General features: G+C 38.7%; 10 protein-coding genes. 7 read left to right on the forward strand and 3 right to left on the reverse strand.

The window, feature by feature from the left end:
- Positions 1-48: 48 nt before the first annotated feature.
- From EV694_RS00945 to EV694_RS00965, 5 genes are all read left to right on the forward strand, one after another.
- Entirely contained in the window at positions 49-714 is a 666-nt protein-coding gene (locus EV694_RS00945; protein ID WP_132687962.1) for an NAD(P)H-dependent oxidoreductase, read from the forward strand.
- Positions 715-1,015: 301 nt separating this feature from the next.
- On the forward strand, positions 1,016-2,341 hold the full coding sequence (locus EV694_RS00950; protein ID WP_132687964.1) for an L-cystine transporter: 1,326 nt from the start codon (positions 1,016-1,018) through the stop codon (positions 2,339-2,341).
- A gap of 433 nt (positions 2,342-2,774) precedes the next feature.
- Positions 2,775-8,555 (forward strand): YadA-like family protein, encoded by a 5,781-nt coding sequence (locus EV694_RS00955; RefSeq protein ID WP_132687966.1) that lies wholly within the window; start codon positions 2,775-2,777, stop codon positions 8,553-8,555.
- A 242-nt stretch (positions 8,556-8,797) separates the two neighbouring features.
- Entirely contained in the window at positions 8,798-10,339 is a 1,542-nt protein-coding gene (locus EV694_RS00960) for a carbon starvation CstA family protein (protein ID WP_132687968.1), read from the forward strand.
- Between the two features lie 176 nt (positions 10,340-10,515).
- Entirely contained in the window at positions 10,516-11,121 is a 606-nt protein-coding gene (locus tag EV694_RS00965; RefSeq protein ID WP_132687971.1) for a LysE/ArgO family amino acid transporter, read from the forward strand.
- A 37-nt stretch (positions 11,122-11,158) separates the two neighbouring features.
- Here EV694_RS00965 and lldD read toward each other — a convergent pair whose 3' ends face one another.
- The 3 genes from lldD to cls all read right to left on the reverse strand — a co-directional run bounded on the left by lldD (position 11,159) and on the right by cls (position 14,695).
- Positions 11,159-12,304 (reverse strand): FMN-dependent L-lactate dehydrogenase LldD, encoded by a 1,146-nt coding sequence (gene lldD, locus EV694_RS00970; protein WP_132687973.1) that lies wholly within the window; start codon positions 12,302-12,304, stop codon positions 11,159-11,161.
- Positions 12,305-12,542: 238 nt separating this feature from the next.
- Positions 12,543-13,181, reverse strand: coding sequence for a histidine phosphatase family protein (locus EV694_RS00975; RefSeq protein ID WP_132687975.1), 639 nt, complete (start codon positions 13,179-13,181; stop codon positions 12,543-12,545).
- A gap of 38 nt (positions 13,182-13,219) precedes the next feature.
- On the reverse strand, positions 13,220-14,695 hold the full coding sequence (gene cls / locus EV694_RS00980; RefSeq protein ID WP_132687978.1) for a cardiolipin synthase: 1,476 nt from the start codon (positions 14,693-14,695) through the stop codon (positions 13,220-13,222).
- Positions 14,696-14,739: 44 nt separating this feature from the next.
- Here cls and EV694_RS00985 point away from each other — a divergent pair, with 44 nt between their 5' ends.
- Positions 14,740-15,396 carry a TIGR01621 family pseudouridine synthase gene (locus EV694_RS00985; RefSeq protein WP_132687980.1) on the forward strand — a complete coding sequence of 219 codons (657 nt, stop codon included), beginning with the start codon at positions 14,740-14,742 and terminating at the stop codon, positions 15,394-15,396.
- Positions 15,397-15,620: 224 nt separating this feature from the next.
- Positions 15,621-16,610, forward strand: a complete 990-nt coding sequence (gene pheS / locus EV694_RS00990; RefSeq protein ID WP_132687982.1) for a phenylalanine--tRNA ligase subunit alpha — start codon at positions 15,621-15,623, stop codon at positions 16,608-16,610.
- Positions 16,611-16,613 lie beyond the last annotated feature (3 nt).

Raw genomic sequence — 16,613 nt, forward strand, 5'->3', positions numbered from 1 at the left:
AAAAGAAGATCACTATAATAGATGTTAAATTTTTAATTGGAGAAAACAATGATTAATAAACAAGATATTCTCAATGCCTATCATTATCGTCATGCTTGTAAAGCCTATGACTCAAGCAAAAAAGTCTCTCGTGAAGATATGGATTTTATTTTAGAAACCGCCCGCTTATCACCAAGCTCTTTTGGTTTTGAGCCTTGGCGTTTTTTGGTGATTGAAAACCCTAAGATTAAGCAATTGCTCCATGACAATGCGTGGGGACTCAAAGATAAAATCAATGATTGTAGCCACGTTGTGATTATCTTAGCCAGAAAACAAGCAAGCCTATTAGCCGACAGCGAGTATATTACTCATATGATGAAAGATGTTCATCACTTGCCTGATGATGTGGTGGCATTAAGACAGGAATTTTATCGTCAATATGCTAGCAATGAAGCTAATCTTGTGGGCAATGAACGGGCTTATTATGACTGGGCATCCAAACAAACCTATATTGCTTTAGGAAATATGCTGACCAGTGCGGCTATGATTGGCATTGACTCCACGCCAGTGGAAGGCTTTCCTTATGATAAACTCAATGATCTGCTCGTGGAACAAGACCTATATAACGGCGATGAATTCCGTATTAGTGTGATGGCATTATTTGGCTATCGGCTACACCAACCAAGAGAAAAAACACGCCAAGCCACAGAAGATGTTATTAAATGGATAGAATAATCGTTCTTGATTAAATATAGTCGTCCCACTTTAAAATGATACTGCGTTGGTACGTCTCGCCGTACTACTTGTACTGTCTTCGGCGTACCGCCTTGTCTCATTTTAAATTGAAACGACTATAAAACCAGATCATAGCCACTTTTTATTGTGGCTATTTTTATGAGCATTTTTATGTGGAGCGATTATAGATTAACCTTATAGCATATTTATTTATAACTCATAGCTAAAAGTCATTTGTCTAACGTCATAAAGTTATTTAATGTAAGTCATTTTTTCAAGGTTATGTTTAATGGAGTATTTAATGTTAATCCTAAACCTCATTTTATTTGTTTTTGCCCTAATCCTCATAGGCTATATTTATCGTAAAACTGCAAAACTTGGCTTAAGCGTTTTTATCGCTATGCTTATCGGTATGCTTGGCGGCATCTATTTACAAACCACCGCTCCATCTCATCTTAATATCTTACTTGATTGGATCAATCTCGTGGGGAATGGCTATGTACGTCTATTACAAATGATTGTTATGCCATTAATTTTTATTTCTATTCTCTCGGCAATGACCAAATTAGAACAAGCCAGTGCCTTAGGTAAAATCAGCATTAGTGTATTAAGTGTTCTCCTCATTACCACTGCAATTTCCGCATTAATTGCTGTCGCAATGGTTTATCTCTTTGATTTATCTCATCTTGGTATGACATTAACGGGCGGAGAACGTGAAGCTGCCGCACAGGCACGAGTAGCAAGCCGAGTGGATACAGTACAAGGGCTTACCTTGCCTGCAATGTTGCTCTCCTTTATCCCTCGTAATCCTTTTGCAGAATTAACAGGTGCAAACCCAACTTCAATTATTAGCGTTGTCATCTTTTCCGCTTTTCTTGGGGTCGCCAGTTTAAGCCTACGCAAAGAAAATCCACAACTTGGTGAACGTATTGCTCAAGGGGTAGAGAGTTTAAATCAATTAATTATGCGTGTTGTTCGCTTTGTAATACGCCTTACTCCTTATGGCGTCTTAGCCTTAATGATCCGTATGGCAGCCACATCTCAATGGGTAGATATTCTTAATTTAGGCAATTTTATTCTTGCCTCTTATGCTGCGATTATTCTGATGTTTATTGTACAGGGATTATTATTAGCCATTTCAGGCATCAACCCATTGCATTACTTTAAACAAAGTTTACCAACCTTAACCTTTGCTTTTACCTCACGTTCAAGTGCAGCGTCAATTCCTTTAAACATTGAAACGCAAACTCATAAATTGGGTAATCGCCCAGTGATCGCAAACTTCTCCGCCACATTCGGTGCAACAATCGGACAAAATGGCTGTGCTGGAATTTACCCAGCTATGCTAGCTGTCATTATTGCCCCAATGGTCGGTATCGATCCCTTTACATTACATTTTATTGCTTCATTAGTTCTTATTGTTGCCATTTCCTCCTTTGGTATTGCAGGCGTTGGCGGTGGAGCGACCTTCGCCGCAATTGTTGTACTTTCCACCTTAGGTTTACCATTAGAATTAGTTGGTTTGCTGATTTCTATTGAACCCCTAATTGATATGGGAAGAACCGCATTAAATGTAAATGGCGCAATGGTTGCGGGTACACTGACTAATAAGTGGTTGAAAATGTAGTTTTTGAATTTAATTAAAGCTTAATGTTATTCCTTTGATAAAAAGAGCGGTTAAAAATAAAATTTTTTTGACCGCTCTTTTTTATTAAAAGAATCATATCGTATTTTATCCTTCAAATACCCTTGTTTATTTCAACATAAGAATGTTTATTTTATGTGTTTTTATCTATCTTAGTGATTTATAAAACCTATTATATCTTGTTTTTGATAATTTAAATCTATCATTTTTCCGATAAATAGTTATTTATTTTACTTTTGTATATTTTTTAATAGTTTTTAACGATTATTGTCGGGGGGGGGGGTAAGAGGTCCTACCTTGCATACTGTCGTGATTTATATAAAATGCTCATTTTTTATGTCAACTGATTAATTTTTGTTTATTTAATGTTTGTTGCATATCGTGAATATGTATAAATTTTTAAGGTAATATTTATATGAATAAAGTATTTAAAGTTATTTGGAGTAGAGCTTTTCAACAATTCATCGTTACTTCTGAACTTGGTAAAGGTTGTATCAAATCTTCTTGCCATTCAGATCATCATACGGATCAGCCTAATAAGCAAATAAAACGAATTTTTCATTTATCCGCAATAGCATTATTATTGACTTCTTTTCAAGTGCAAGCAGCGGTACAGATTGGCTCTACGGAAACCGATAGCGTTAAAACCAGTGGGGCTACGGCGGCAGGTGAGAATGCTATTGCTATTGGTGCGGAAAGTAATGCACCTACACAGGGTTCAATTAGCATTGGTCAAGGTGCAGGAAAAGGAAGTAAAAATGCTACTGAAACGGGATTAATTTCTAATATTTCTATTGGCACCAGTGCTGGGCAGAATTTGGGAGAGGTCGCTAAGGATAATGTGGCATTAGGGCGTGCTGCGGGTACCAATGTTTTAGGTGAAAATAATATTGCTATTGGTTCTGGAGCAAATCCGGGTTATTACGATCGCCGAACAGAGGCGGTATTTTCTGCAACGGATGCTCAGAAAGCCGGTAAAACGGTTATTACTAAAGAGCAGTTAAGTGGCAATATAGCCATTGGTGATCAAGCAAAATCACGAGGCAATTACGCTACAGCGATTGGTGGCGATGCTTTATCAGTAGGTTCACAATCTACGGCGTTTGGTAGTGGGTCAAGAGCATTTGGGGGAGAGACCACTGCATTAGGTGCTTATTCAGTGGCGGCTAAAACTCGTGCAATTGCCATTGGGCAAGATGCCAGTGCTTATAATGATGATTCTTTAGCCATCATGAATTCAGCATTAAGTATGGGAACACGAGCGATTGCCATTGGGCAATCATCACAAGCCAATGCGAATGATACGCTTGCTTTGGGCACGGGGGCGAAAGTTCTGAGTACAGGAGCAACGGTTACTTTTGCTGATGGTGCAACAGGTAATACAACGGCGATCAAAAAAGCCTCTCAAAAAGTATCTAGTGTTGATCGTAGTATAGATTCTATGGCTATAGGTAATTCAGCACAAATAACTGATTCAAAACAAGCCATTGCCATGGGTAAAAGTGCCACGGTAAATAAAGCGGCAAATAATGCCATTGCTATGGGGAATACGGCAACTGTTGATAAAGCTGATGGTATTGCGATAGGAAACAATGCCAAAGCCTCCCAAGCCAACAGTATTGCCTTGGGAGCAAATTCAGAAACCAGTGATGCGGTAGGTACAAGCCAAGCTACGGTTAATGGCATTAGCTATAGTGGTTTTTCAGGCAGCAATCCTAATAGTACCTTAAGTATCGGTAAAACGGGCGTAGAACGCACGATTACCAATGTGGCAGCAGGGCGTATTAGTGCCACTTCAACTGATGCCATTAACGGTAGCCAGTTATATTTAGTGGCTAATGCGTTGGGCAATGTGGCAAATAGCACTACAACCATTTTAGGCGGTAATGCAACCGTAGGGACTGATGGCACTATTACCATGAGCAATATTGGTAATACAGGCAAAAATAATGTTCACGAGGCGATTGCGGCTGCCAAAACAGAAGTAAAAGCAGGAACCAATATTCAAAGCGTTACCTCTGAAATCGGAACAAATGGACAAACCATTTATACAGTTAATGCGAAAGGAGCTGCCGTTGAGGCGGGTTCAGATATTTCAATCACTTCCAGCAGCCAAAACAATATCACCACTTATACCGTTGCTTTAGCGGAAGCAACTAAGAAAACAATTACTGATACTGCAAATCAAGCAACGACTAATGCAAACAATATTACCGCTTTGCAAGGCGATGTAGCAAACAATAAAACCAATATTAGTCAGCTACAAACTGAGGTAACAAATCATACACAAAATATCAATAAAAATTCTGAAAATATCACCGCACTTCAACAAGGCTGGAATATTGGTAATCATAGCGGTGAAAAGGTGAAAGCCATTACCGCAGGCAATCAAGTGAATTTTGTTAATGGCACAGGAACTACTGCCAATGTACAGGCAAGTGGCAATAATGCCAATGTGAGCTTTGATGTGAATACGGCGACGTTATCTGCCAAAGATGGTGTCGTGTCTTCCGATAAAACGGGCAATAACTTTGCCACCGCAAGCAATGTCGCTGAGATGATTAATCAAGCTAACACTTCGCTAAGTAACAAAGGGACTGTTTATTCAGGCGATGTAGCAAGTGAAACCAATAATACCTTTACCCAAGCCTTGGGTGCAGAAACCAAAATTATCGGCGGGCAAACAGATAAAACAAAATTAAGTGATAACAATATCGGTGTCGTTTCTAATGGTACAGATACTTTAACCATTAAATTGGCGAAAGATTTAGTGGATTTAACCAGTGCTAATTTTGTTGATGGGGCGGGTAATGAAACGTCTATTACCGCAGCGGCAACCACAATGACGGATGCAAATCAGCTAATGGCTATTCGCAGTGCAGAGCGTACATTATTTATCGATCCTAATTCCAGCAAAGATCCTGTGAGCTTAAGTGCTGAAGGCTTAGATAACGGCGGTAATAAAATTACCAAGGTGGCAGCAGGAACAGCAGATACAGATGCGGTGAATGTCAAACAATTAAATGAGTTAGCCAATAAAGATTTAACCTTTGCAGGTGATACTGGTACTGATGTTAAACGTAAACTCGGAGAAACCTTGAAAATTGCTGGGGGAGCGGATAGTAACTTAACGGATAACAATATTGGCGTGGTGGCTGATGGCAATCAACTCACAGTGAAATTATCTGAGAATTTAGCAGGGTTGAGCAGTGCTGGTTTTGAAGATAATCTAGGTAATAGCTTAGATATTACAGGAAATCAAATTTATTTGTCTGATGGTAATATTGATACATCTAGTTTGTACACTCGTGAAGGCATTAGCTTTATGAGTAATGGTCAGGAAACCGTCAGTTTAACCAATCAAGGGTTAAATAACGGCGGTAATAAAATTACCAACGTGGCAGCAGGGACGGCGGATACAGATGCAGTAAATTATGGACAACTTAAAGAAATCAAAACAGCAGCGGAAACAGCGGCTAACCGTACTAATTATTTCCATGTGAATACAGGCGAAGCCAATCAAGCAGCAGGCGATGCTACTACGAATGCAGGTTCTGTTGATGCTAAAGGTGGAGCTACTGGCAAGAAAGCATTAGCGGCAGGTGTTAATGCCCAAGCCGCAGGGGAAAATGGGATTTCTGTGGGCTATGGTGCAGGCGTAAACTCAACGGGCAGTAATAATATTGCTTTAGGGGTAAGTGCAGGACAAAATATTTCAGGCAATGATAATGTCAGTATTGGTAATAGAGCCAATTATAATCGTGGCAATGTAAAACGTACGGTGGCTATTGGCTCAGGAGCCATGGCATATAATGATTTTGATATTGCCTTAGGGGCAGGTTCACAAACGGAGCCATTGGATACAGATACAGGTTTTCCAGATCCTGTAGAAAATGCCACAATTAACGGTTTAAATTATGATTTTAATAGCGGTACTTGGGTGTCAGGCACCTTAAGTTTAGGCAATAGCAATGGCGATAGTTCCTTTAATTCTCGCCGTATTACTAATGTCGCCGCAGGGCGAGTAACCGCTACTTCTACGGATGCTGTAAATGGTAGCCAATTATTTGCTTTAGCCAATACCTTGGGGAATGTTGCCAATGATACTGTTTCTATATTAGGCGGTAATGCAGAGGTTGCTACAGATGGCAGCATTACCATGAGCAATATTGGGGGGACAGGAAAAGATACGGTTGATGAAGCTATTGCTGCGGCAAAAACAGAAGTAAAAGCAGGAACCAATATTCAAAGCGTTACCGCTGAAGCCGGCACAAATGGACAAACCATTTATACGGTTAATGCGAAAGGCGCAGCGGTTCAGGCAGGCTCAGATATTACGGTTAGTTCGCAAACTGATAGTAACAATGTAACAACCTATACTGTTTCCTTATCAGCAGATACGAAACAAATGATTACGGATACGGCAACTAAAGCCAACACAAATGCAACTGATATTGTTAACTTAAAAACTGATGTTGCAAACAATAAGGCAGATATCGCAACTAATAAAGCGGATATTGCGACCAATAAAGCCGATATCGCAACTAATAAGGCAAATATCGCGACCAATAAGGCAGATATCGCAACCAATAAGGCGGATATTGCGACTAATAAAGCCGATATCGCAACCAATAAAGCGGATATTGCGAGCAATAAGGTAGATATCGCAACCAATAAGGCAGATATCGCAACCAATAAAGCGGATATTGCGAGTAATAAGGCAGATATCGCAACTAATAAAGCGGATATTGCGATTAATAAGGCAGATATCGCAACTAATAAGGCGGATATTGCGACTAATAAAGCGGATATTGCAACCAATAAAGCGGATATTGCGATTAATAAGGCAGATATCGCAACTAATAAGGCGGATATTGCAACCAATAAAGCGGATATTGCGGCCAATAAAGCAGATATCGCAACTAATAAGGCGGATATTGCGACCAATAAAGCAGATATCGCAACTAATAAGGCGGATATTGCGACTAATAAAGCGGATATTGCGAGCAATAAGGCAGATATCGCAACCAATAAAGCGGATATTGCGAGCAATAAGGCAGATGTCGCAACTAATAAAGCGGATATTGCAACTAACAAAGCAGATATTGCGACTAATAAAGCTACTATTGAAAAAGGTACAGTTTATTCAGGTGATGTGCAAGATAGCAACGCATCTAGTAATAAATTTACCCAAGCCTTGGGCAATGAAACTAAAATTATCGGCGGACAAGCCGATAAAACCAAATTAAGCGATAATAATATTGGGGTAGTGTCCAATGGTTCTGATACCTTAACCGTTAAATTAGCCAAAGATTTAACAGGTTTAACCAGTGTATCCGCAAATACCTTTAAGGCAGGTAGCACAACGATTACGAATAATAGTATAACCATGGGTAGCGGAGCAAATGCGGTAAGTTTGACAGATACGGGTTTAAATAACGGCAATAATAAAATTACTGGTGTCAAAGCTGGTGATATTTCGGCAACAAGCACTGATGCGGTAAATGGTCGTCAGCTTAATAAAGTCTATAATTTTTCTGATGATATGATTACTTTATTAGGGGGGAATGCTGCAATGAATGAAGAAGGCAATATTGCGATGAGTAATATTGGTGGCACTGGTTATGATAATATCAATGATGCCGTTGCAGCGGCAACCACCAAGGTTACTCAAGGCGATAATATTGAGGTTACGACAATCAGCAATACAGATGGTAGTAAGACTTATCGAGTTGCTACGGCAAAAGACGTTAGCTTTACTTCTGTTACTGTGGGCAATGTGGCGATTAATGAGTCTGGCATTAATGCTGGAAATAAGAAAATCACCAATATTGCCCCAGGGGAGTTATCAGAAAACAGTACTGATGCTGTAAATGGTAGTCAATTACACGCAACAAATCAGCAGGTTATCCGTAATGCTCAAGCGATTAATCAACTAGCGGGTCATATTGATCAGGTTGATCGTGATTTACGAGGTGGTATTGCTGGTGCAATGGCAATGTCTGGTTTATATCAAGCCACTCATCCAGGAAAATCTATGGTATCCGCTGGGGTAGGGGCTTATAAAGGGCAAAGTGCGATTGCGGTAGGATATTCTCGCTTATCCGATAATGGTAAATTGGGCGTTAAGTTTTCAGTGAATTCCAATACGCGTGGAGATAGTGGTGTTGCAGCAAGTATTGGTTACCAATGGTAATCTCTATTTGTAAAAAATGTGTAAAAAGTATTTAAGGCATGATTTTTCATGCCTTAATTTTTATCATTATCTTAAATTGAAATAGCTAATATTTGTTGTTCAAAAAATAACAAAAAATACTAAAAATATTTGTAATGGATCACAGTTTTTAACGGATACCTTATGGCAGTTATTTACATAAAATAACAATCTGCTAAAATGCGCCTGCTTCAATTAGGAGTGTTTTTATTAAGGTTTTTATTATGTTATGGTTTTTATTTTGTGTAGGGCTATTAGTGGCTGGCTATTTTCTTTATGGTGGTTTAATAGAGAAAATTTTTAAAATCAACCCTCAACGCCTAACTCCCGCTCATTCTATGTCTGATGGCATTGACTATGTGCCAATGTCTAAAAAGAAAATCTGGTTAATTCAATTATTAAATATCGCTGGTACAGGTCCTATTTTTGGCCCTATTTTGGGGGCATTATATGGGCCTGTGGCGATGTTATGGATTGTATTTGGTTGTATTTTTGCTGGTGCGGTACATGACTATTTTTGTGGTATGTTAAGTATTCGCAATAAAGGGGCGAATATTCCTTATTTAACGGGAAAATATATTGGTCAACCTGCAAAACATTTTATGAATGTTTTTGCCATTGTTTTATTACTTCTTGTCGGCGTGGTCTTTGTAGCAAGCCCTGCTAACTTATTAAGTAGTATTACTTCTGAATTATTAGGGGCAGGAAGTTTAAGTTCTAATGCTGTTAATGAAGAAGTGACTTCAGGATCTGCCACAATTTTGGTAACTTGGACAGCGATTATTTTCATTTATTACATTATTGCGACCTTATTACCAATTGATAAAATTATTGGACGTATCTATCCATTATTTGGTGCATTGTTGCTCTTTATGACCTTTGGAATGTTCTTTGGGTTTATTTTAAATGATATTTCATTCTTTAGAACCTTATTCCCAGATGTTGGTTTTTGGGGCTTGGAAGTAGGTATTACGGATTTCTTTAAAAATATGAATACCTCAAACTTACCAATTTGGCCAATGCTATTTATTACTATTGCTTGTGGTGCGATTTCAGGTTTCCATGCGACACAAACTCCATTAATGGCACGTTGTGCGAAAAATGAAAGTGAAGCTCGCTTTATTTTCTATGGTGCGATGATTGCGGAAGGGGTGATTGCTTTAATTTGGTGTATGGTTGGATTAAGTTTCTATGAAAGTCCAGAAGCCATTAATGAAGCGATTAATGTAGGTACGCCTGCGAAAGTGGTTTATGACTCAGCTATCGGTATGTTAGGCTTATTTGGTGGTATTCTTGCGGTATTAGGGGTGGTGGTATTGCCTATTACTTCTGGAGATACAGCTTTCCGTGCAGCACGTTTACTCATTGCGGATTTCTTTAAATTAGAACAACGTTCATTCTCCAAACGTTTAATGATCGCCATTCCTTTATTTGTACTTGGCTTTATTATTTCTCGTGTGGATTTCCAAGTATTATGGCGTTATTTCGGTTGGGCAAACCAAACTACCGCAATGATAATGATGTGGACAGCTGCCGCTTATTTATATCGTTATCAAAAATTCCATTGGGTATGTACGTTACCTGCGATGTTTATGACGATGGTATGTACAACTTACATCGCTTATGCGCCTATCGGTTTACATCTAAGTTATGATGTTGCTGTTTGGGTGGCTTTTGCAATAACAGTTATTGTTACTTTTGCATTCTTTAAATTCCTTAAACCTTTAGATAAGGAACAAGAAGCTGAATTAGAAAATGCAAAATAAATCAATTTTAAAATAACGGAATAGAAATAAAATCTGCCTATATTGGGCAGATTTTTTCTATTATTAAAAGTGCGGTACGTTTTGATAAAATTTTTAGCACTTTCGATCATTGATTATCTTCTCATTTTTGTTAATTTTTTGTAACATTTATTATTGTTATTTACCTAAGGATGGTTATGACCTTATCTGCTTTACTTTCTGGTTTCGGTGTAGGATTGTCTTTAATTCTTGCCATAGGTGCACAAAATGCCTTTGTTCTTAAACAGGGTATCAAACGCCAATATGTTTTTACGGTGTGTTTGATTTGTGCCTGCTCCGATGCGATTTTGATTTCATTAGGGGTGTTTGGTTTTGGGCGAATTATTCAGCAATATCCTTTGATTGTTGAAATAGCACGTTATTTTGGGGCGTTATTCCTTTTCGTTTATGGATTAAAAAGTTTTCATACCGCGATAAAGCATAACAATAGCCTACAAGCACAAGGACAAGAACATCAACAGCTAGGTAAAATCATTTTAATTTGCCTGGCTTTTACTTGGCTTAATCCCCATGTTTATTTAGATACGGTGATTTTAATTGGTGCCATTTCTACGCAATTTATGGCGAAATATGCTTTTGCGGTGGGAGCAATGCTGGCTTCATTCCTATTCTTTTTCAGTTTAGGTTATGGCGCTAAAATGTTGCGTCCTTTGTTTGCAAACCCGAAATCTTGGAAAATATTAGAAGTATTGATTGGGATTATTATGTGGGGTATTGCGTTATCCCTGTTATGGAATAATTAATTTAAACAAGGCATAGAAACCTATGCCTTATTAGGTATTAGAGCGATTTCAAATCCACTAAGGCATCAGCAGTAATATCGCTGATTTTTTGATTACTGGTTAATGTCATCGCGACTTTCATTTCTTTATGGAAAATATCAAACATATTTTCTACACCAGCTTGTCCAGCGGCACCTAAGGCATAAACAAATGCACGGCCTAATAAGCAAGCATCAGCACCTAAGGCGATCATTCGTACCACATCAAGTCCATTGCGAATACCAGAGTCCGCAAGAATTTTTATATCACCTTTAACAGCATCAGCAATAGCAGGTAAGGCTCTCGCACTGGATAAAACACCGTCTAATTGGCGACCACCATGGTTAGACACTACAATACCATCAGCGCCAAAACGCACCGCATCTTTGGCATCATCAGGATCAAGAATACCTTTAATTACCATTGGGCCGTCCCAAAACTCACGAATCCATTCTAAATCTCTCCATGAAATAGAAGGATCGAAGTTTTGGGTGAGCCAACCGATATAATCATCTAATCCAATTTGTTTTCCCATATAATGAGAAACATTGCCAAGGGTATGGGGCTTGCCTTTTATCCCAACATCCCAAGCCCAAAATGGGTGTAAGGCGGCTTGTAATACTCGGCGAATTTCTTTATAAGGACCGCTCATACCTGAATGCATATCACGGTATCTTGCCCCTGGTGTTGGCATATCTACGGTAAAGACCAATGTTGAACAACCCGCCGCTTTTGCACGTTGTAATGCATCTTTCATAAAGCCACGATCACGCAATACATATAATTGGAACCACATTGGGCGCTTTATGGCGGGAGCAACTTCTTCTATCGGGCAAATGGATACGGTAGAAAGGGTAAAGGGAACGCCTTTTTTATCAGCCGCTTTCGCCGCTTGTACTTCGCCACGTCTCGCATACATACCCAAAGCGCCAACAGGTGCAAGTGCTACAGGCATTGAGAGTTTTTCACCAAATAATTCTATTTCTGTATTGAGATCGGACATATCTTTGAGTACACGTTGACGTAACGCAATATTCGCAAGATCGCTGACATTACGCTGTAATGTTTGTTCTGCATAGGAACCACCATCGGCATAATGGAACATAAATGGGGGAACACGACGGCGTGCCGCCTTGCGATAATCATTGGCTGATGAAATAATCATTATATGAACCTCTTATATAAGATAATTAATAGGATAGCTGTCTCACTTTGGATATGATGGGCTATCACTACATTTTGATAACACTGCAATAACAATAATAGAAATACTTATTATTTGCAAATGTAAAAAGAGGAAATATAAGCATAAGAGAGAGTTTTATTAAGAAATGAGAATTTGATCACAGTATTATTGCTACCTATTTATAATATTATTTTGTTTTACTTTAAATTGGAAAAAATTATAAATGATCCATATCATTAACCGATTCAATAACATACCCTCGATGATTTTCATTTTCTTGATATTTAACAATACTAATAGCCGTATTGGCAAGGGATACACTCAGTTCTGGGTCGCGGTGTTGTTGCCAAGGGATATTGTTGATGAGGGCGAGTAATAAACGTAGGGTATGCCCATGGGAAACAATAAGGATATTGCCTTGTTGATGATTTTGGGTAATTTGTTGGATTGCTTGTTCAACACGTTGGGCTAATTGAGCGTAGGTTTCGCCGCCGTTTAGGGCTTGATAAGCCTCTGGTTGATGTTGCATAGCATAAAATTCTTGGTTTTCGGTTTGTTTGAGTTCCGCAATGGATTGTCCTTCCCAAGCACCAAAATCCTGTTCATTGAGTTGAGCAAGGGGGATAATGGGGCTATTTTTGCCTGCTAGGATATATTGAGCAGTATCAATGGTGCGTTGTAATTGGCTAGTATAAACTGCGGTAAAATCAATTTGTTTGAGCTTTTGTCCTGTGCGTTTGGCTCCCTCAATGCCTTGAGGGGTAAGGGGAGAATTTTTTGCCCCTTGTAATAAGCCTTGTTCATTCCATTCTGTGCGTCCATGGCGAACTAAATATAGCGTTAATGTTTTTGTCATAACCTTTGTTGTTCCTGTTGCTAAGTGAAACATAGCGTTTAAAGCAATGGGCTAAATAAGAAAAAGATTTTTTCTACAATGCGTGAATAAAGGGAGCGAGTTTTCCATTGCTGATAATCAAGTAGGGAGGCTGTTTGTAGATAATTTTCGTGTAATATCGCAATTTCATTGGCAAAACTTTTGTCTTCAACCACCATAGTGACTTCAAAATTAAGCATAAAGCTACGCATATCCATATTTACTGTCCCCACTAATGCCAGTTTGTTATCAATTAGCATACTTTTTGTATGCAGTAAGCCTTTTTCAAATTGGTAAATTTTTACCCCAACGGATAATAATTCATCAAAGAAACTGCGACTTGCCCATTTGACCATAACTGAGTCATTGCGTTTTGGAATGATTAAATTCACTTCAACCCCTCGCAAGGCAGCAATGCGTAATGCTTCAACAATGCCATGGCTTGGTACAAAATAAGGTGTGGTAATGGTAATGCTTTTGCGTGCGGAAAAAATGGCTAAGGACAGGGATTGTGCCATAAGATCATCAGGAAAGCTCGGTCCCGAGGCGATCAGTTGGACAGCGTGTGAATGGCTTTGGCTATTGGTTATCTCTGGGCAGGCTGGAAGAATTAATGGCAGGGCTTTTTCGCTTTCAATTTCCCAATCCCACGCATGCAGGGCATTAAGTAGTGAAGACACCGGCCCTGTAATGCGTACCATAATATCGATCCATTTACCCACATGGGCATCTTGTTTGAAACAGCTTGGATCAACCATATTCATACTTCCTGTGTAAGCAATTTGATTATCGATCACAATAATTTTGCGGTGCTGTCTGAGATCAATACGGCGTAGGAAAACCCGTAATAGGCTGACATGTAACGCTTCGGTAATTTCAATACCTTGTTGTCGCATATACTGATAATTTTGGCTTTTAAAGAAAGCACGGCTGCCCACAGAATCTAATAAAATATGAATGGCAACGCCACGCTGGCGAGCTTTAACTAATGCCTGCATGACTTCATCAACCATACCGCCATTAAACCAAATATAAAAGGTCATATTAATACTGGTTTGTGCTTGGTTTATATCTTGGATTATGCTTTGCATAATGGATTCAGGGGTGTCATAAATATGCAATTCATTACCTAGTACACAAGGAATACCGAGGCGATTTTGGGCAAGCTCAAAAATAGGCTTGTATAGCAAATTATTGTTGGTATTGATTAAATGTCCACAGGTTTTAAATTGTTCAAACCAAGCCATAAATTTAGGCTGGAGCTTTTTAAAGCTATTACCTCGTCTTTTGCCTAAATTAATTTCCCCAATAACTAAATAAGCCAAAATACCAACGATAGGGATAAGATAGACGATCATTAACCAAGAGAGGGTAGCGGACACCGATTGCTTTTTGGTAATTAAGCGAAAGGTAATGGTAACGGTTAATGTCCACATAATAACAGGGATAATGTAGGGAACAAGGTAATCAAAGATTTGCTCAAAGGAAATATTCATATTATGCTTAGCCAACTATTACAACGAATAAGATTAATGATTAAATGTTTGACATTGTATTTTCACATCGGGATTTTATTATAATTAATAAGCCTTGTGCAATCAGCGTGCATAAAGATGATCAAGAAACAGGTCTGACCACTTTGTTAGCTCGTCAATTAGGAAAAGAAAAGTTATGGTTGGTTCATCGCTTAGATAAGATAACCTCAGGTTTATTAATTTTTGCCTTAAATGTTGAGGCGGCAAGGGAGCTTTCTCGTTTATTTGCGGAGCATCGTATTCATAAAACCTATTTGGCATTATCGGATCATAAACCGCATAAAAAACAGGGAACCATTATTGGCGATATGAAAAAAGCGAGAGCAGGAGCTTGGAAATTATTGAGAAGTCGAGAGCAACCTGCTATTACCCGTTTTTATAGCTTAAGCATTGTTCCTTGTTTACGTTTATTTGTGCTAAAGCCACAAACAGGCAAAACTCATCAAATTAGAGTGGCAATGAAAAGTTTAGGCAGTCCTATTTTGGGAGATAGCCTATATGGAAATAAAGTAAAAACAGACCGCACTTATTTGCACGCTTTTAAACTCGCCTTTGAATATTTAGGGCAGCCCATCGTAGTAAGTTGTTTACCTCAGCAAGGGGAGCATTGGCAACAACCAGAAGTTGCACAACAAATTCTTTCTTTAATAGAAAAAACGTGATTTTTTAATTATTTAGTATTATCATTAAAGCAATTTTATAAAATCTTAAACGAGACTATGAATATAACAGGAATTTTTGATAAGGTTAGCAATAGATATTTTGGCTTTTTGGCTTGATAAAGTCATTGAGGCAATCAGTTTGTTAACCTAAAGATTCAAACTGTAAGCCTCCATTTTGGAGGCTTTTTTCTTGTCGTAGATCATTTATTATTTAGAGGACAGGTATGCAAAACCTAAAAGAGATCGTTGATAAAGCACATAAGGCAATAGAATCCATTGCGGATAAAAATTTAGCGGCGTTAGAGGAAATTCGCGTTGAGTTTTTTGGTAAAAAAGGGCATTTCACTACCTTAATGCAAGGCTTGCGTGATGTGGCGGCGGAAGAGCGTCCAAAAGTGGGGGCGAAAATTAATGAAGCCAAGCAAAAAGTGCAAGAATTATGGAATGCCAAGAAAGCGGAATGGGAAAAAGCGGAGTTAGATGCCAAACTTGCTCAAGAAAAAATTGATGTCAGTTTGCCGGGGCGTAAGGTGGAAATTGGTGGGCTACACCCTGTTAATATTACAATTCGCCGTGTGGTGAAATTCTTCTCCGAATTAGGTTTTACCGTTGAAACAGGCCCAGAAATTGAAAGTGATTATTATAATTTTGATGCCTTAAATATTCCAAAACATCACCCTGCAAGAGCGGATCACGATACTTTTTGGTTTAATCCTGAATTATTATTGCGTACCCAAACTTCTGGCGTGCAAATTCGTACAATGGAAAACAAAAAACCGCCTATCCGTATTATTGCGCCGGGGCGAGTATATCGTAATGATTATGATCAAACCCATACACCAATGTTTCATCAAATTGAGTTGTTATTTGTGGATAAACACGCCAACTTTGCCGAATTAAAAGGCTTGTTACATGATTTCTTGCGTGCGTTTTTTGAAGAAGATTTACAAGTGCGTTTCCGTCCTTCTTATTTCCCTTTTACTGAACCCTCTGCGGAAGTTGATGTCATGGGGAAAAATGGTAAATGGTTGGAAGTCTTAGGTTGCGGTATGGTGCATCCAAATGTGCTACGCAATGTGGGCATTGATCCAAATGAATATTCAGGTTTTGCCGTTGGAATGGGCGTGGAACGCTTAACGATGTTGCGTTACAATGTCACAGATTTGCGTTCATTCTTTGAAAATGATTTACGCTTTTTAAAACAATTTAAATAATTT

Source organism: Volucribacter psittacicida (assembly GCF_004339025.1).
Classification (GTDB): Bacteria; Pseudomonadota; Gammaproteobacteria; order Enterobacterales; family Pasteurellaceae; genus Volucribacter; species Volucribacter psittacicida.